Source organism: Pseudoduganella aquatica (assembly GCF_009857595.1).
Lineage (GTDB): Bacteria > Pseudomonadota > Gammaproteobacteria > Burkholderiales > Burkholderiaceae_D > Rugamonas > Rugamonas aquatica_A.
Genome location: NZ_WWCU01000001.1, coordinates 278,723 through 296,699 on the forward strand (window position 1 = coordinate 278,723; position 17,977 = coordinate 296,699).

A 17,977-nucleotide genomic window follows, 5' to 3' on the forward strand; every position below is an offset into this window, starting at 1 on the left:
AATTATCCTTGATGGAAGAATACGTAAGACACGCCGATGGCGGTGAGCACACCGGCCAGGTCGGCAATCAGGCCGCAGGAAATAGCATAGCGCGTCTTGCGGATGCCAACCGAGCCGAAGTACAGCGCCACGATGTAGAAGGTGGTGTCGGCCGAGCCCTGGAACACGCAGGCCAGGCGGCCGACGAAGGAGTCCACGCCGTAGGTGTTCATGGCGTCTATCATCATGGCTTTCGAGCCGCTGCCGCTGAGCGGTTTCATCAGCGCGGTGGGCAGCGCCGGCACGAAGTCGGTGTTGACGCCGATGGCGCTGAAGATCCAGTTGAAGCCGCTCATGACAAAGCCGAACACGCCCGCGTTGCGGATCACGCTGATGGCCACCAGCATGCCCACCAGGTAGGGAATCACGGTGAGCGAGGTCTGGATGCCGCCCTTGGCGCCCTCGATAAAGGCTTCGTACACATTCACCTTCTTGCGCAGCGCGCCGACGATGAAGATGGTGATGACCCCGATCAGCACGGCGTTGCTCACCACCTTGGAGACGGTGGCGATCTCGGCCTTGCTCAGATACTGCGTGAAGTACCAGATCAGCGCGACGATGGCCGAGGTCATGCCGCCCAGCCAGGACAGCACCACGCTGTCGAACAGGTTGATGCGCTGGCGGATGGACACGGCGATAATGCCCGCCACCGTGGCCACATAGGTTGCGATCATGCAGGGAATAAAGATGTCGGCCGCGTCCGCCGCGCCGAGGATGGAGCGCTGCGCCATGATGGCCAGCGGGATCAGGGTCAGGCCGGAGGTGTGCAGCACCAGGAACATGATCTGCGCGTTGGTCGGCTCGTCCTTGCTGGGGTTGAGCGTCTGCAGGCTTTCCATGGCCTTCAGGCCGAAGGGCGTGGCGGCGTTGTCCAGGCCCAGCAGGTTGGCGGAAAAATTCATCACCATGTGGCCGTTGGCCGGGTGGTCTTTCGGCACTTCCGGGAAGATGCGCGAGAAGAAGGGCGCGATCACTTTCGCCAGCCAGCCCACCACGCCGGCTTTTTCGCCGATGTTCATAATGCCCAGCCACAGCGTCATCACGCCGGCCAGCGGCAGGGCGATGTCCATCACGCCCATCTTGGCCGAGTCGAAGGTGCCGTCGATGACTTTCTTGAAGATCTCGTTATCGCCCAAAAACAGCCACTGCGCCAGGGCGGCGGCAAAGCCCACCAAAAAGAAGCCGGACCAGATGTAATTAAGCGACATGGGCGATATTTCCGATAACAAGGTAACAGGATGATTTTGCAGGCAAAGTATAGAGCTACGGCATTATGCTGCGATGAAAGAATGCACGCCGCGCATGCAAAAAAGTTATAAGCGGCGGGTCCGATTTCATGGTCAGCCAGCCGTGCGATGCCGTATCCTGTGGCCGAACGGGGAATCACCCAGGGAATCACCAGGAACGAGGGAATACATGACGGGTAAATGGAAACTGGCGCTGGGCGCCGTGATGCTGGCGCTGGCTGGCGCCGCCGGTGCCGCTGCACCCGGCGCGGCCGGCGAGCCCAAGGTGCTGCACGCCTTTTTGTCCACCGGCGAAACCGGCCTGGACCCGGCCGTCGCGTCCGACATCGCCACCCTGGCCCTGCTGGAAAACCTGTACGACCCCTTGCTGCGCTACGACTACCTGGCCCGCCCCGTCAAGCTGCAGCCCAACACCCTGCGCGCCATGCCGCAGGTGGACGCCGCCGGCCTGACCTACACCTTCCAGCTCATCCCCGGCATCCACTTCACGCCCGACCCCGCCTTCAAGGGCAAGCAGCGCGAAGTCACCGCCGAGGACTACGTCTACAGCCTGAAGCGCCTGTACGACCCGGAACTGAAGTCGCCCTGGTTGTTCCTGCTGGAAGGCAAGCTGGCGGGCGACGAGGCCCTGAAAGCCAAATTCAGCTACGCCACCGCCATTCCCGGCCTGCAGGCGGTGGACAAATACACCCTGCGCATCCGCCTGAGCGCGCCCGACCCCAATTTCCTCTACTACCTCGCCATGCCCGCCACCGCCGTGGTGGCGCGCGAAGTGGCCGAAGCCTATGGCGCCCAGATGGGCAACCACCCGGTCGGCACCGGCCCCTTCGTGGTGGGCGAGTGGAAGCGCAGCGACAAGATCACCCTGCAGGCCAACCCGGACTTCCGCGCTACCGTTTTCCACGCCGGTCCCGAAGTGGCGCCCGAGTTCCGCGCCACCGCCGCCGCGCTGGAAGGCAAGCGCCTGCCGCTGGTGGACCGCATAGAAGTGAAGATCATGGAGGAGTACCAGTCGCGCGTGCTGGGCTTCCTGAACGGCGAATTCGACTATATCGAGCAAGTGCCGGAGTCGATGAAGGACATGGTGCTGCGCGCGGACTCCACCGCGCCCGCGCTCAAGCCCGAGCTGGCGAAAAAAGGCATGCAGCTGTCGCCCTTCCCGGTGCTGCAGACCTACTACATGTGGATGAATATGGAAGACCCGGTCATCGGCGGCTACAGCAAGGACAAGGTGGCGCTGCGGCGCGCCATTGCGCTGAGCTACAACAGTCCGGAGGACGTGGCGCTGCTGAAGAAAGGGCTGGCGCTGCCGGCCCAGTCGCCGCTGCCGCCCAATGTGCTGGGCTATGACCCCAATTACCGCAGTCCCATCAGTTACAACCCGGCCCTGGCGCGCGCGCTGCTGGACCGCTACGGCTACCGCACCGGCAAGAACGGCTACCGCACCCTGCCCGGCGGCCAGCCGCTGCTGCTGACCATGCATTCCGAGCCGTCCATGGTGGGCCGGCTGCGCGACGAGCTGTGGCGCAAGAGCCTGAACGCCATCGGCCTGCAGGTGCAGTTCAAGAGCGACAAGAAGACCGAGATCATCAAGGCTTCGCGCCTGGGCAAGGTGATGATGTTCGAAACCAACTGGATCGCCGACTTCCCCGATGGCGACAACTACTTGCAATTGTTGTACGGCCCCAACAGTGGCCGCGCGAATTATGCCCGCTTCAACCTGCCGGACTACAACCGCCGCTACGAGCAGGCGCGCAAGCTGGGTGACACGCCGGAGCGCCGCGTGCTGTACCGCGAGATGAACCAGCTGATCCACGCCTATAACCCCTGGGTGCTGCTGACCCATCCGATTTCGGCCGATATCCAGCAACCGTGGCTAAAAAACTACAAGCGCCACCCGGTGGAGTTCACAAATTGGCGTTATGTGGATTTGGACATTGCAGAGCGGAATCAGCTCACTAAAATGGCGCCCTGATTGAAAATATCTTATTCATTCCTAAAAGTTATGGTTAAGTGAGGTATTTTCATTGGATAGCGTGGAGTGCAAAGCGCTACTCTGAATTTTCAATGCGGCGCGCAAGACGCCGTGCCCGGTGCGGGCGGTCAAGAGTTTGTTTAAATAGGGAGAGTACGGTGAAGGTTAAAAAACTCGCGCAGATGATTGCGCTGATAGGTGTAGTAGGCCCTGTGATGGCTCAGGAAGCTGCCCCGCAGCAAATCCAGCGGGTGGAAATCACCGGCTCCAGCATCAAGCGCGTGGCCAAGGAAGGCGCGCTGCCGGTGCAGGTGCTGACTTACGACGCGATTGAAAAAGCCGGCATCACCGATACCGAGCAGCTGCTGCGCACCATTTCGGCCAGCGGCACCGGCGCCGACAATATGACTTCCGGTAATAACGTGTTCGGCGCCGACGCCGACCGCGTCTCCGGCGGCGCTTCCTTCGCCTCGCTGCGCGGCCTCGGCCCGAACGCCACGCTGGTGCTGCTGAACGGCCGCCGCGTGGGCAACCACGGCGCCTCGGGCAAGGCGGTCGACCTGAACTCGATCCCGCTGGGCGCCATCCAGCGCGTGGAAATCCTGAAAGACGGCGCCTCGGCCATCTACGGCACCGACGCCATCGGCGGCGTGGTCAACTTCATCCTGCGCACCGACTACAAGGGCCTGGAACTGTCCACCACCCTGAACGGCACCGAGCACGGCGGCGGCATGAACCGCCGCGTCTCCGCGCTGGGCGGCCTGGGCGACCTGCAAAAAGACGGCTGGAACATCATGGTGTCCGCCACGCACGACAACAACGACAAGCTGAGCTCCAAGCAGCGCGACTTCGCCAACGGCTTCCAGCCATCGCGCGGCCTGTCTCCGGACACCACCGGCACCCCGTTCGCCAACATCCTGACCGGCGCCGGCACCGCGCTGGGCACCGGCTTCAAAATGCCGGGCGACGCCACCACCTATCTGCAGGCCGGCCTGCTGAGCCTGCAAGGCAAGTGCGATTCCATTCCCGGCATGTCGCAGTACCAGAGCGACCTGTGGAAGGACGTTACCGCCGTCACCCGCTCCAAGTATTCCTGCGCCTACGACTACGGCGCCGACTACGTGATCAGCTTCCCGGTCGAGCGCACCAACGCCGTGTCGCGCGGCACGCTGAAGATCAACGACGACCACAAGGTCTTCTTCGAAGTGCTGGGTTCGCGCACCGAAGCCACCGCCTCGCTGACCCCGGTGCAGATCTCCACCAGCCTGGCCAACGGCAACGCCTACCCGGTCAACGGCCCGTACTACCAGGACCTGTCGCAGTACATTCCGACCTACGACAAGACCAAGCCCATCATCTACAAATGGCGCAGCACCCCGTGGGGCGACCGCACCCAGAACAACGTGACGGAAAACTTCCGCGTGCTGCTGGCCGCCGAAGGCCAGATCATGGGCAAGTGGGACTACAAGCTGGGCCTGTCGCGCGCCGAGAGCACCACCAAGACCGCGCTGATCGACGGCTACGGCTACACCGACAAGATCTACGCAGCCCTGGGCACCGGCAAGATCAACCCATGGCTGGCGCCTGGCCAGAGCCAGACCGCCGAAGCCATGCAGCTGATCGAGTCGACCAAGTACATCGGCGCCTTCCAGCACGGCAAGACCACCATGACCCAGTTCGACGGCTCGGTCTCGGGTGAAATCTTCCAGCTGCCCACCGGCGCCGTGTCGATGGCGGCCGGCTTCGACCTGCGCAAGGAAACCTATGACTTCGGCCAGGACGTGGACGCCACCAAGATCCTGCTGTCGCCGGGCAATGCCGCGCTGAGCGGCGCCTCGCGCGACGTGCGCGCTTTCTACGCCGAGATGCTGGTGCCGGTGATGAAGGACCTGGAAGTGCAGCTGGCCGTGCGCCGCGACGATTACAGCGTGATCGGCGCCACCACCAACCCGAAAGTGTCGTTCCGCTACCAGCCGACCAGCAACCTGGTGCTGCGCGGTTCGGCCAACAAGGGCTTCCTGGCGCCGAGCTTCACCCAGCTGTACGCCGGCCGCCTGTCGCAGGAACTGCCGAACGGCATTATCGACCAGGAAGGCTGCGCCAAGAATCCGGGCAATCCGCTGTTCTGCGCGATTCCTCGCCTGAACTACAACACCGGCGGCAATCCGAACCTGAAACCGGAAACCTCCAAACAGGGTACCCTGGGTATCGTGGTGGAACCGGTGCGCGGCTTCTCGGCCTCGCTGGACTTCTGGGCCATCAACATCCAGGACCGTATCCTGAACCGTACGCCGCAAGTGGTGCTGGCCAACTGGCAATATCTGCCTGAGTACATCATCCGCAACTCGGCCGGCGTGATCGACCACGTGGAAGCGGGCTGGATCAACGCTGCCGGCCTGAAAACCCGCGGCGCCGACCTGGGCCTGCAGGCCGACGGCAAATACGACGGCTACAAATGGGTTGCCAAGCTGGACGGCACCTACATGAAGAGCTTCAAGTTCGCCGAGTTCGAAGGCCAGCCGTTCAAGGAGAACGTCGGCATCTTCAACAGCCGCGACATCTACCTGCGCTGGAAGCACAACGCCAGCATCAGCGTAGCGAAGGGCGACTGGAGCGCGCTGTTCACGCAGAACTTCTCCACCGGCTACAACGACCAGGTACCGAACGGCGGCAAGGGCACCCCGCCGGCCGGCTTCGTGCCGCGCGTGAAGCACTACGAGAAGTATGACCTGAGCGGCACCTACACCGGCTACAAGAACACCACCATCACGGTGGGCATCTTGAACCTGTTTGACAAGACTCCGCCGTTCACCGCGCACAACGTGGATGAAGTAGTGGGCGCAGGCTGGGATCCACGCGTGGCGGATGCACGCGGCCGTTCCCTGTCGGTCAACCTCAAGTACAAGTTCATGTAAGTGCATAGCGGTGCCGACTAATTCCTCCCTCAGCCGGCGCCGCTTTGGCGGCCTGGTGGCCTCGGCCGCCGGGGCCGCTTTTGCCGCCGTGTCGCTCCCCGCCACGGCGGCTACCCGCCGCCGCCCCCCCTCGCAAGGAAACAACGCCATGACCAAGCCGCAGCTGACCAAGCCGCCGCGCCTGGAGCCGGGCGACCTGGTCGGCATCATCGCGCCAGGCGGCCACACCAGTCCCAAGTCCATAGAAAAAGCCGTGCGCAACATCGAGTCGCTGGGCCTGCGCGTCAAGCTGGGCGAGCACATCAACGCGGTGCACGGCAACTACGGCGGCACGGTGGAGCAGCGCCTGGAAGACCTGCACGGCATGTTCGCCGACCCGCAAGTGAACGCCATCTGGGCCATCCGCGGCGGCTCGGGCTGCATTTCGCTGCTGCCCCATATCGACTACCAGCTGATACGCGCCAATCCCAAGGTGCTGATCGGCTATTCCGACATTACCGCCCTGCACCTGGCCATCAACAAGCATGCCGGGCTGGTGACTTTCCACGGGCCTGTGGCCTCGTCCACCTTCTCCGAATACGCGGTGACGCAGCTGAAAAACGTGCTGATGACGCCGCACCAGCGCTACACCATCTCCATGTCGCAGGACAACGCCCACAAGGCGGTGGCCGAGCCGCAGTACACGGTGCGCACGGTGCACGGCGGCCAGTGCACCGGCCATCTCACCGGCGGCAATATGTGCCTGGTGACGGCGCTGGAAGGCACGCCGTATGCGGCCGACATCAAGGGCAGCATCCTGTTCCTGGAAGAAGTGAACGAAGCGCCCTACCGCATCGACCGCATGCTGATGCAGTTGCAGCTGAGCCAGGGCCTGAAGAACACCGCCGGCGTGATGCTGGGCATCTTCGAGAACTGCGAAAACCAGGACGACGATATTTCGCTCACGCTCAACGAGACGGTGGACCAGCATTTGCTGCCGCTGGAGCAGACCGCCGTGGCCGGCTATTCCTTCGGCCACATCCGCCACCAGTTCACCATCCCCATGGGCGTGCGCGCCACGCTGGACGCGGAGCAGCAGACGCTGACCCTGCTGGAGCCGGCGGTCAGCTGAGATGGCGGGTTACGGTGCTCCGCGCCTAACCCGCCCTACGGCTGCCGCCTTGTTCGTAGGGCGGGTTAGGCGCATGGCGCCGTAACCCGCCGCCGCGCCGCCGCTGTTGCGCGCCAGCCATTGCAGCTCGTGCGTAGAATGGCCCCATGCGCATCCTCACAAGCAAGGCCGCCGCCTGGGTGGCCAGCCATCCCCTGGACTTCGCGCTGCAATGCATCCGTGGCTTCCGCGCCAACCAGGGGCTGCTGCTGGCGGGCGCCGTCGCCTATTACTCCCTGCTGTCCATCGTACCGCTGCTGATGCTGGTGGTGGTGGTGCTGTCGCACTGGCTGGACCCGGCCGAACTGCTCGACACCATAGGCCACTACCTCGAATGGCTGGTGCCCGGCCAGTCGCGCGCCATCGTGGCGGAAGTGGGCCAGTTCCTGGCGCAGCGCAGCGTGATCGGCTGGCTGCTGGCGCTTACCATGCTGTTCTTCAGCTCGCTGGCCTTCACGGTGCTGGAAAACGCCATGTGCGTGATCTTCCTGCACCGGGTGGCGGTGCGGCGCCGCCATTTCCTCATCTCCGCCATCCTGCCCTACTGCTACATCCTGTCGCTGGGCATCGGCATTTTGCTGGTCACGCTGGTGGCCGGCAGCCTGCAGGTGATAGGCGAGGAGGAGCTGCAGTTCCTCGGCTACCGCTGGTCGCTGCACGGCGTGTCCGGCGTGCTGCTCTATATGCTGGGCGTGATCGGCGAAGTGCTGATGCTCAGCTCGATCTACCTGGTGATGCCGGTGGGCCGCCTGTCCTATGCGCATGCGCTGATCGGCGGCGTGACGGCTGCGCTGCTGTGGGAAGCGGCGCGCCATGTGCTGGTCTGGTACTTCAGCACCCTGTCCCAGGTCAATATCGTGTACGGCTCGCTGACGACCGCCATCGTCGTCATGTTCAGCCTGGAGATTGCCGCCGCGCTGCTGCTGTTCGGCGCCCAGGTGATTTCGGAATTCGAGCGGGTCGGGCGCAACGAGCAGGACGAGGCGGAGCGGCCGCTGCGCACCTTCAGGCCGGCAGGCAAATAAGGAAGCGGGCGCCGCCCAGTTCGCTGTCCTCGACGCGCACCGCGCCGCCATGCAAAGCCACGGCCTTGCGCGCGATGGCCAGGCCCAGGCCGAAGCCGCCGCTGGCGCGGCCGCGGCTGCGGTCCAGCCGGTAGAAGGGCTCGAACACGCGCTCGCGTTCGGCCACGGGTATGCCGGGGCCGTCGTCCTCCACCGCAATGACGATGGCGCCGCCTTCGCGCGCGGCGCTGAGCCGCACCTGGCCGGCGCCGTATTTGGCCGCGTTGGCGAGCAGGTTCGCCACCGCGCGCAGCAGCAGGCGGCTGTCGCCGTCGAGCTGGCCCAGGCTGTCGTCGCTGATGCGCAGGGCAATGCGCGCGCTGTCCGGCTGGGCGGCCACGCAGCTGCGCAGTGCGGGCGCCAGTTCGAAGGGCTGGCGCTGCATGGCCTGGCCGCTGTCCAGCCTGGCCATGCCGAGCAGCTCGCCGATCAGCGCGTTCAGTTCCCGCAGATCCAGCTCCATGGCGGCGATGCGCGGCTCCAGCGCCGGATCATCCGCCGCCGCGCGCAGCAGCTCCAGGCCGAATTCCAGCCGCGCGATGGGCGTGCGCACCTCGTGCGACACCGAATGCAGCAGCGCGCGCTGCGCCTCCATCAGCTGCTCGATGCGGTCCGCCATCAAATCCATGCGTTCGGCCAGCGGATAGATGCTGGCGCTGGCCGGCATGCGCGCCCGCGCCGACAGCTGGCCGGCGCCGAAGTCGTCCGCCACGCGCGCCAGCGCCTGCATGCCGCGCCAGTGCGCGCGCGACCACAGCGCAATCGGCACCAGCAAGGCCAGCGCCACGATGGCGTAGCGCAGCGCCTCCTGCTGCAAGGCCTGCGCGATATTGATCGGCAGGCCCTCGGCGCGCAGCACGTCCGCCTCGCTGCCGATGTAGCGCGCGCCGGCCAGGTCCACGCGGCGCAGGAAGGCCTTGTCCGCCACCCGGAACACCATGCCGCCACGCTGCAGCAGGGCCGCCTCTGCGGACGACAGCGCCGCGCTCGCGTCGTCCAGCGGCAGCAGTTCGTAGCGCACCGTGGACACCTCGCGCACCTTGTTCAGCCTCACCAGCCATTCGTCGGCCGGGGCCTGGTCGATATAGTGCTCCAGCAGGAATACCTCGGCCGCCGCCTGGCGCCGGGCGATGTCCTCCAGCGGATCGCCGTACAGGCGGCTGATCGCGAAATAGATGGCAAAGGTCGCCGCCGTGATGGCCAGCATGACCAGCACGAAGAAGCGGAAGAACAGGCGGTTCATGGTCTTAGTTTATAGGCAATGCCGCGACGCAGCCCGCGTGCTTACAAATTGATGACAATTGACCGACATGGCAAGGAGGAAGCAAACCGGCGGCTTGCCTAAGATGGCATTATTACCAATCAAGGAGCCACCATGAACAAATTGTTGAGCACAGCCGTCGTTGCCCTGGGCGCAGTCCTGCTGGCCGCGTGCGGCAGCGGCAGCGGCGGCGCGGAAGGCGCCCCGGCCGCCGGCCAGACCGCCCCCATCGCCGTGGGCGAACCGGCGCCCTCCGCCAGCCTCGGTTTTGAAATCCTGTGGCAGAACGCCTTTACCGCCATCGACGACGAACGCACCGTGGTGCTCTCCGACACGGCCTCCTTCGAAGCGCTGTGGAACGAAGGGCACAGGAACCTGAGCAGCCTGCACCCGCCGCCGAAGATCGATTTCAGCCGCAAGGTGGTGGTCGGCGTGTTCACCGGCAAGCAGCAGAACGGCTGCCGCTCCGTCACCATCAGCCGTACCGCGCTGGCGGACGGCAAACTGGCGGTGGAATACGACCTGGGTCGCCTGGTGACCATCGCGCTGTGCAAGCCGGAGTTCACCAGCCCAGGCGTGCTCGCCGTGCTGGACCGCAGCGACGCGCCCGCCAGCGCCAAGGTGCAGTTCACCCGCATCGAGCCGCAGCCGCTGGTCAACAGCCGCATCGCGCTCAGCCTGAACCCGGCCGTGACGGACCGCCAGCCGACCACCGTGGTGGTGAAGGACGCCGCAGCCTGGACCCAGCTGTGGACGCGCTACAGCGTACCCGGCACGCCGCTGCCGCCGGTGGACTTCGGCAAGTCCATGGTGCTGTTCGCCTTCTACGGCGTGGAGAGCGGCTGCGACGGCAACCAGCTGGAGGACGTCTCGCGCGTGAACGGCAAGCTGTACGTCACCAGCACCTACACGCCGCCGGGCCCCGCCGTGCTGTGCATCGCCGCTTTCACCGCGCGCGGCGCCGCAGTCACGGTGGACCGCAGCGACGAGCCGGTGGTGTTCATCAGCAAGCGCCTGCCCGCACCGACCATATAGAATGGCGGCATGCACGCGTCCATTTCCCCCACCCTGATCTCGGCAGCCATGCTGGCCGCCTGTGTTTGCAGCGGCGCGGCCGCGCAAACGCCTGTCGCCAATCCCATGCCGGACGGCAGCCGGGACATGTATGTGGGCCTGGGCCTGCAAAGCGCCAGCCGCTACGAGGGCGGCACGAGCCGCCACCTGATGCTGATGCCGGTGCTGCAGGCGGAATGGAGCAACGGCGTGTTCATTTCCGGCGCCACCGCCGGCATGCACTGGTCGGACCGCGCCGGCCTGGAATACGGGCCGCTGCTGTCGCTGCATCCGGGCCGCAGCGAGCGGGGACGCGCGCTCACCGGGGGCGGCTTGAGCGGCTCCGGCAGCAACACCGCCCTGCCGCCGCTGGCCATGGGGCCGGACGGCCGCCTCACGCGCCTGAGCGGCATGCCGGACGTGCCGAGGCGGCTGGAGGCGGGCGCTTTCCTCACCTGGTATCTGTCGCCCGAGTGGCGCCTGGCCAACAGCGTGCTGTACGGCGCCGGCCAGGAGCGCGACGGCCTGCGCGCCACGCTGGACGTGCAGCGCATCGCCACCACCGTCGCGCCCTACCACACGCTGTCCTTCACCGCCGGCGTCACGCTGGCGGACGCCAGCTACAACCGCGCGCTGTTCGGCGTCAGCCCGGCGCAAGCGCTGGCCACCACGGCGCTGACGCGGCCGGCCTATGCGCCGGGCGGCGGCGTCAAGGACGTCCATGCCGGCGTGCGCTGGAACTGGGCGCTGGCGCCGTCCTGGATGCTCACCAGCGGCGCGCATGCCGTGCGGCTGACGGGCGACGCCAAAGCCAGCCCCGTGGTTGAGCGTCCCGCCACCGTCACGGTGTGGTCGGCGCTGGCCTACCGCTTCTGAATATGAACCCCAGGCGACTCCTGTGCGTGTGCGCGCTGCTGCTGCCGGCCTGGCTGGCGGCGCAAGTGCCGGACGGCGAATGGTTCAGCTACCGCGACGCCTACCGCAGCATGGTGGTGTTCGAGAAGTACGGCAAGCCCAAGCACTTCCTGCAAAACCACTTCCAGATTAGTCCCAGGGACGGCGCCGGCACGCTGGACGGCCTGCGCCTGACGCTGAACGCCAGGGGCAGCCAGCTCAATCTGCCGCTGGACCCGCTCGGGCGCACCGTGTTTCCGCTGCTGAAGGCGGCCTATGACGACAACGCGGTGCTGGTGCTGAACCGCAAGCTGTCCGGCTATGTGCTGCGGCCGCGCGTCTCCATCGTGGTGCGTGCGGACGGCGTCTACGAAGCGGCAGACCTGCGCGCCGCCTGCGAGCAGGCGCAGGCCTACCAGCGCGCCACGGACGCTGCGTTCCGCGGCGGGCAGTGCGTGGGGGTGAGGTTTGTTTTTGCGCGCAAGGGCGAGGCGCAATTGCGGCTGCGGCAAGGCGCGCAGGACAGCGCACCGCTGCCGGTGAGCGACGGCCCGGCATTCCCCGACGAAGCCGGCGCCGGCTTCAGCGTCGTCAACTACCGCTTCGATGCGGCGCCGGCCCAGGGCCAGGTGGTCAGCGCCAGCGCGCCGCTGGCGATCGTGCCGCTGTACCAGTAGCTAGATCCAGGCGGACGGCGAGAACAGATAGCCCTCGCCGCGCACCGTCTTGATTCTTTCCGCGTCGTGGTCGTCGAAGCGGCGGCGCAGCTTGGAGATGCTGTTGTCTATGCTGCGGTCCATGCCGTCGAACTCCAGGCCGCGCAGTTTTTTCAGCAGCGCGTCGCGCGACAGCACCGTGCCCGCCGCCTCGGCCAGCACCAGCAGCAGCTTGTATTCGCTCCCGCTCAGCAGCACCGGCGTGCCGCGCCAGCGCACCTCGCGGTCGCTGGTGGCGATGCACAGCGCGCCGAATTGCAGCGTGCCCGGCGCGGCGGCTGGCAGCGCCGCGCCAACGCCGTTGGCCGCAGACCCGGCGCGCCGCAGCAGCGCGCGCAGGCGCGCCAGCAGCACGCGCGGCTGCACCGGCTTGTTGATGAAATCGTCGGCGCCGTGTTCCAGCAGCGCCACCTGGTCGTAGTCATCCTCGCGCGCCGTCAGCACCAGGATGGGCGTGGCGCCCAGTGCGCGCAGCTGGCGGCACACGTCGGCGCCGTCCATGCCGGGCAACATCAGGTCCAGCACCACGATGTCGGGCGCGAAGGCGTGGAAGCGCGGCAGCGCCTGGTCGCCGCGCGCCACCACCTCCACCTCGAACTCATACGCGGCCAGGTACTCCGCCACGAGGGACGACAGGCGCGCGTCGTCCTCCACCAGCAGCAGCCGCGTCGCCATTACAGCGCCCGCGCGATCAGCAGCTTCTGGATGTCGCTGGTGCCTTCGTAGATCTGGCACACGCGCACATCGCGGTAGATGCGCTCGACCGGGAAGTCGGACACATAGCCGTAGCCGCCGTGCACCTGGATCGCATCCGAGCACACGCGCTCCGCCATTTCGGAGGCGAACAGTTTGGCCATGGCCGCCTCTTTCAGGCAGGGCTGGCCGGCGTCCTTGAGCGAGGCCGCGTGCAGGATCAGCTGGCGCGCCGCTTCGATCCGGGTCGCCATGTCGGCCAGCTTGAACTGCACCGACTGGTGCTCGAAGATGGTCTTGCCGAAGGTCTCGCGTTCGCGCGCATACTTCAGCGCCGCCTCGTAGGCCGCGCGCGCCATGCCCACCGACTGCGAAGCGATGCCGATGCGGCCGCCCTCCAGGCCGGACAGGGCGATCTTGTAGCCCATGCCCTCCTCGCCGATCAGGTTCGCGGCCGGGATGCGGCAATTCTCGAACAGGATCTGCGCCGTGTCCGAGGAGTGCTGGCCCATCTTCTGCTCCAGGCCCGCGACGATGTAGCCGGGCGCGCTGGTCGGCACCCAGAAGGCGCTGATGCCCTTTTTGCCGGCCGCCTTGTCGGTGACGGCCATGACGATGGCCACGTCGGCGTATTTGCCGCTGGTGATGAACTGCTTCACGCCGTTGATCACGTACTCGTCGCCGTCGCGCGTGGCCGTGGTGCGCAGCGCCGCCGCGTCCGAGCCGGTGTGCGGTTCGGTCAGGCAGAACGCGCCCAGCATGTCGCCTTGCGCCAGGGGCCGCAGCCACTGCTGCTTCTGCTGCTCGTTGGCGTACATCATGGCGATGCTGCACACCGGGCAGTTGTTGACCGAGATGACGGTGGACGTGCCGCCGTCGCCGGCCGCGATTTCCTCCAGCACCAGGGCCAGGGACACGTAGTCCAGTCCCGCGCCGCCCAGTTCTTCGGGCACCGCCACGCCGAAGGCGCCCAGCGCCGCCAGCTCCTTCAGTTCCTCTTTCGGAAAGTGGTGCTCCTTGTCCCAGCGCGCCGCGTTGGGCGCCAGGCGTTCCTGCGAAAAGCTGCGCAGGGCGTCTCGTATCATTTGGTGTTCTTCGCTCAGTATCATTCTGTGCTTTCGTTGTTGGCGGGTTACGCGCTGCGCGCTAACCCGCCCTACATATTGGTTGTTGAATGTGGAGAAAGCGTAGGGCGGGTTAGGCGGCACGCCGTAACCCGCCATGCGTGCTACCAGGCGATAGGCGTGCCATCGTAATTGCGGAACACGGCTTGCGTGGAGCCCTGCAGCGTATCGAGCGTGTGGCGGATGCCGCTGGCGCTTTCTTCAACGGCGATGTCCGCGCCGCCGCCGCCCATCTCGGTGCGCACCCAGCCCGGATGCAGGGCCACGCAGGTGCAGCCCTTGTTGCCGAAGGTGAGCGCGGTGTCGATCAGCACGGAGTTCAGCGCCGCCTTGCTGGCGCGGTACAGCGAGCCGCCCGCGCTGCCGCGTTCCGCCAGGGAGCCCATGCGCGAGGACAGCACCGCCAGCTTGCCGCCGGCCGGCTTGCCCGCAGTTCGCTTCCCTGCGGCGCACACCAGCGGCGCCAGGATGGGCAGCAGCCACATCGCCGCCAGCACATTGGTGTGCATCACCATGTCGAAGTCGGTCTGGACCGGAAAGCCGTCATGGCGCGGGCCGTACACGCCCGCGTTCAGGATGGCCACGTCCAGCTGCTCGCCGTCCAGCTTCCAGCCCAGGCCGGCCACCGCTTCCACATCGGTCACGTCCAGCGTGTGCGTTTCCGCACCCATGCCGGACAGCTCCGCGACGTCGTCCGGCTTGCGGGCGGTGGCGATCACGCGCCAGCCGTCCGCCAGGTACTGGCGCGCCAGCTCGTGGCCTATGCCGCGCGAAGCGCCGATAATGAGTACGGCCGGCATGCTTACACCAGCTCGATGGCCATGGCGGTGGCTTCGCCGCCGCCTATGCACAGCGCCGCCACGCCGCGCTTGCCGCCGGTGCGCTTGAGCGCGCCGATCAGCGTGACCACGATGCGCGCGCCGGAAGCGCCGATAGGGTGGCCCAGCGCGCAGGCGCCGCCGTGCACGTTCACCTTGCTGTGCGGGATGTCCAGGTCGCGCATGGCGGCCATGGGCACGGCCGCGAAGGCTTCGTTGATCTCGAACAGGTCCACGTCCCTGGCGCTCCAGCCGGTCTTCTTGAACAGCTTCTCGATGGCGCCGATCGGGGCCACCGTGAACTGGTCCGGCGCCAGCGCGTTGGTGGCGTGGCCCAGCACCTTGGCGATCGGGGTCAGGCCCTGCGCCTTGGCGGTCGATTCGCGCATCATCACCAGCGCGGCGGCGCCGTCGTTGATGGACGAGGACGAGGCGGCGGTGATGGTGCCGTCCTTCTTGAAGGCGGTGCGCAGCGTCGGGATCTTGTCGATCTTGGCTTTCAGCGGACCTTCGTCTTTTTCAATCACGGTGTCGCCTGCGCGGCTGGTCACGGTGACCGGCGCCATTTCCCACTTGAACCAGCCCTCATTGGTGGCGGCCTGCGCGCGCTTGACCGATTCGATGGCGAAGGCGTCCTGCTCTTCGCGCGAGAACTGGTACTTGGCCGAGCACTCTTCGGCGAAAGTGCCCATGGAGCGGCCTTCGCCGGTCTTGTCGTTGCGCGAGTAGGCGTCTTCCAGGCCGTCGTACATCATGTGGTCGAACATCATGCCGTGGCCGATGCGGTAGCCGCCGCGCGCCTTGGGAATGAGGTAGGGCGCGTTGGTCATGGACTCCATGCCGCCCGCCACGATCACGTCGGCGCTGCCGGCCGCCAGCGCGTCATAGGCGTAGATGGCGGCCTGCATGGCCGAGCCGCACATTTTCGACAGCGTGACCGCGCCGGTGGACGTGGGCAGGCCCGCTTTCAGCAGCGCCTGGCGCGCAGGCGCCTGGCCCTGGCCCGCCATCAGGCAGTTGCCGAAGTAGACGTGTTCGACGGCGGCAGGCGCCACGCCGGAACGCTCGACGGCGGCCTGGATGGCGACCGCGCCCAGGTCGTGCGCGCTCTTGGCCGAGAAGTCGCCCTGGAAGGCGCCCATGGGGGTGCGGGCTGCGCCCACGATAACGATAGAATCATTCATTTTCACTGGTCTCCAGTAAGGTCGGCGCAACATGCGCCGCGGATGGGATGGCAGGGGTGCCCTGATAAGAAAAACGGATGTGCTGCGGATAGGGGAATACGTCTTCCACGATGCCGGCCTGGATGCGCTCCTTGCGCCGCTGCCAGAACTCGCGCGTGAACAGGTCGGCGTGGTGCAGCATGAAATACTTGCGGATCTTCGCGTTGCCCAGCAAGAAGCGGCCGAACTGCTCGGGGAACACGTCGTGCGGGCCGACGTGGTACCACGGCTCGGCCGCCATCTCCTCCTCCTCGGTGCGGGCCTCGGGGATGTCGCGGAAATTGCAGTCGGTGATGTACTCGATTTCGTCGTAATCGTAGAACACCACGCGCTTGTGGCGGGTCACGCCGAAGTTCTTGTACAGCATGTCGCCGGGGAAGATATTGGCCGCCACCAGCTCCTTGATGGCGTTGCCGTATTCCAGCACGCCGTGCTCGATGCGGGCGTCGTCGCCCTGCTGCTCGGCGTGCGTCAGCCAGATATTGAGCGGCACCATGCGGCGCTCGATGTACAGGTGCTTGATGACGATGTTGTTACCGTCCTCCTCCAGCAGCGACGGCGCGTGCTGGCGGATCTCGGCGATCAGCTCCTCCTTCATGCGGTGGCGCGGGAAGGCCACGTTGGAGTACTCCAGCGTGTCGGCCATGCGGCCCACGCGGTCGTGGTGCTTCACCAGCAGGTATTTTTCCTTCACCAGCGCGCGCGTGGTGTCCTTGGGCGCCGGGAAGAAATCCTTGATCAGCTTGAACACATAGGGGAAGGACGGCAGCGCGAACACCAGCATCACCAGGCCGCGTATGCCGGGCGCCGCGCCGAACTGGTCGGACGAATGCTTGAGGTGCTGCAGGTAGTCGCGGTAGAACAGCGTCTTGCCCTGCTTCTGCAGGCCGAGGATGGTGTAGATCTCGCTGCGCGGCTTGCGCGGCAGCAGGGTGCGGATGAACTGCACATAGGCCGACGGCACTTCCATGTCCACCATGAAGTAGGCGCGCGTGAACGAGAACAGGATGATGATCTGCTCCTGGTCGAACAGCACGGTGTCCAGTATCAGCTCGCCGTTGCGGTTGTGCAGGATGGGCACCACGAAGGGATATTCGCGCGCCCCGTTGATGCCCTTGCCGACGATGTAGGCGCCCTTGTTGCGGAAGAACAGCTTGGACAGCACCTGGATCTGGTGGTTGGGCTCCAGCGCCTCGGCGCCGAACAGCTGGCGCAGGCGGGCTTCGACCTGTTCCACGTCGCGGTCCAGGTTGGCGAAGCGCGCGTCCAGGCTGAAGTCGGTGACGATGCGCCGCAGCGTGCCGCTCAGGCCGTCCGTGCCGGGGTAGTACATGCGGTAGGTGGGCGCCGCTTCCTCGGTTTCGATGTACTCGGTGGACACCACCGGCCGCACAAAGATGAACTCGTTGTGGAAATAGCTGCGGTGCAGGATGTTGCAGCACACCGAGTTGAAGAAGGTCTCGGCCAGCTCCGGCTGCTTGTGGCCGGACAGCAGGCCGATAAAGTGCAGCTTGCATTCGCGCCACACCTCGTCGGTCAGGTCTTCCGGCGCGTACTCGTCCTCCAGCATGTGCACGCACTCCTGCACCCGCTTGTCGTAGAAGCCGATGCGCTCGCGCGCCGCCTGCTGCGCCACTTTCCATTCGCCGCGCTCGAAATGCAGCTTGGCCTGCTGGCTGGTGGCGCGGAACAGGCGGTAATGCTTGTCGAAGCCGTCGCGGATGGTGAGCGCGATGTCGAACGCTATCTGGGAAGACAGCAGTTTCGGGAATGCAGCCTGGTTCATCATGGACGGGCCGGCAACA

General features: G+C 66.0%; 14 protein-coding genes. 7 read left to right on the top strand and 7 right to left on the bottom strand.

Going from position 1 to position 17,977, the window contains the following annotated elements; all coding sequences use genetic code 11:
- Positions 1-2 precede the first annotated feature (2 nt).
- Positions 3-1,247 carry a spore maturation protein gene (locus GTP77_RS01355; protein ID WP_161070360.1) on the bottom strand — a complete coding sequence of 415 codons (1,245 nt, stop codon included), beginning with the start codon at positions 1,245-1,247 and terminating at the stop codon, positions 3-5.
- Positions 1,248-1,455: 208 nt separating this feature from the next.
- Between GTP77_RS01355 and GTP77_RS01360 the strand changes: the two genes are divergently transcribed.
- From GTP77_RS01360 to GTP77_RS01375, 4 genes are all read left to right on the top strand, one after another.
- Positions 1,456-3,261, top strand: a complete 1,806-nt coding sequence (locus tag GTP77_RS01360; RefSeq protein WP_161070361.1) for an ABC transporter substrate-binding protein — start codon at positions 1,456-1,458, stop codon at positions 3,259-3,261.
- A 215-nt stretch (positions 3,262-3,476) separates the two neighbouring features.
- Positions 3,477-6,176 (top strand): TonB-dependent receptor, encoded by a 2,700-nt coding sequence (locus tag GTP77_RS01365; protein ID WP_228894135.1) that lies wholly within the window; start codon positions 3,477-3,479, stop codon positions 6,174-6,176.
- Between the two features lie 10 nt (positions 6,177-6,186).
- The gene (locus GTP77_RS01370) at positions 6,187-7,287 is read left to right on the top strand and encodes a S66 peptidase family protein (RefSeq protein ID WP_228894134.1); all 1,101 of its coding nucleotides are present in this window, start codon (positions 6,187-6,189) and stop codon (positions 7,285-7,287) included.
- Between the two features lie 146 nt (positions 7,288-7,433).
- A complete protein-coding gene (locus GTP77_RS01375; RefSeq protein ID WP_161070364.1) occupies positions 7,434-8,351 on the top strand; it encodes a YihY/virulence factor BrkB family protein in 918 nt (305 codons plus the stop codon).
- On the opposite strand, the gene GTP77_RS01380 is transcribed toward GTP77_RS01375, so the two are convergent.
- Positions 8,332-9,633, bottom strand: a complete 1,302-nt coding sequence (locus GTP77_RS01380) for an ATP-binding protein (RefSeq protein WP_161070365.1) — start codon at positions 9,631-9,633, stop codon at positions 8,332-8,334. The genes GTP77_RS01375 and GTP77_RS01380 overlap by 20 nt on opposite strands.
- Before the next feature lie 132 nt (positions 9,634-9,765).
- Between GTP77_RS01380 and GTP77_RS01385 the strand changes: the two genes are divergently transcribed.
- The 3 genes from GTP77_RS01385 to GTP77_RS01395 are packed head-to-tail and all read left to right on the top strand — an operon-like array spanning position 9,766 to position 12,275.
- Positions 9,766-10,686: a hypothetical protein gene (locus GTP77_RS01385; RefSeq protein ID WP_161070366.1), complete on the top strand. Its 921-nt coding sequence runs from the start codon at positions 9,766-9,768 to the stop codon at positions 10,684-10,686.
- 9 nt (positions 10,687-10,695) lie between these two features.
- The gene (locus GTP77_RS01390; protein WP_229202026.1) at positions 10,696-11,580 is read left to right on the top strand and encodes a MipA/OmpV family protein; all 885 of its coding nucleotides are present in this window, start codon (positions 10,696-10,698) and stop codon (positions 11,578-11,580) included.
- Between the two features lie 26 nt (positions 11,581-11,606).
- Positions 11,607-12,275, top strand: a complete 669-nt coding sequence (locus GTP77_RS01395) for a hypothetical protein (protein WP_371869306.1) — start codon at positions 11,607-11,609, stop codon at positions 12,273-12,275.
- On the opposite strand, the gene GTP77_RS01400 is transcribed toward GTP77_RS01395, so the two are convergent.
- From GTP77_RS01400 to aceK, 5 genes are all read right to left on the bottom strand, one after another.
- Positions 12,276-12,989: a response regulator gene (locus GTP77_RS01400; RefSeq protein ID WP_161070368.1), complete on the bottom strand. Its 714-nt coding sequence runs from the start codon at positions 12,987-12,989 to the stop codon at positions 12,276-12,278.
- Positions 12,989-14,116 carry an acyl-CoA dehydrogenase family protein gene (locus tag GTP77_RS01405; RefSeq protein WP_161070369.1) on the bottom strand — a complete coding sequence of 376 codons (1,128 nt, stop codon included), beginning with the start codon at positions 14,114-14,116 and terminating at the stop codon, positions 12,989-12,991. Before GTP77_RS01405 ends, GTP77_RS01400 begins: the two co-directional genes overlap by 1 nt.
- A 119-nt stretch (positions 14,117-14,235) precedes the next feature.
- Positions 14,236-14,931 carry an SDR family oxidoreductase gene (locus GTP77_RS01410; RefSeq protein WP_161070370.1) on the bottom strand — a complete coding sequence of 232 codons (696 nt, stop codon included), beginning with the start codon at positions 14,929-14,931 and terminating at the stop codon, positions 14,236-14,238.
- Positions 14,932-14,933: 2 nt separating this feature from the next.
- A complete protein-coding gene (locus tag GTP77_RS01415) occupies positions 14,934-16,133 on the bottom strand; it encodes an acetyl-CoA C-acyltransferase (RefSeq protein WP_161070371.1) in 1,200 nt (399 codons plus the stop codon).
- Complete coding sequence (aceK, locus tag GTP77_RS01420) at positions 16,126-17,958, bottom strand: bifunctional isocitrate dehydrogenase kinase/phosphatase (protein WP_161070483.1); 1,833 nt, start codon at positions 17,956-17,958, stop codon at positions 16,126-16,128. The genes GTP77_RS01415 and aceK overlap by 8 nt, the downstream gene beginning before the upstream one ends.
- Between the last annotated feature and the right edge of the window lie 19 nt (positions 17,959-17,977).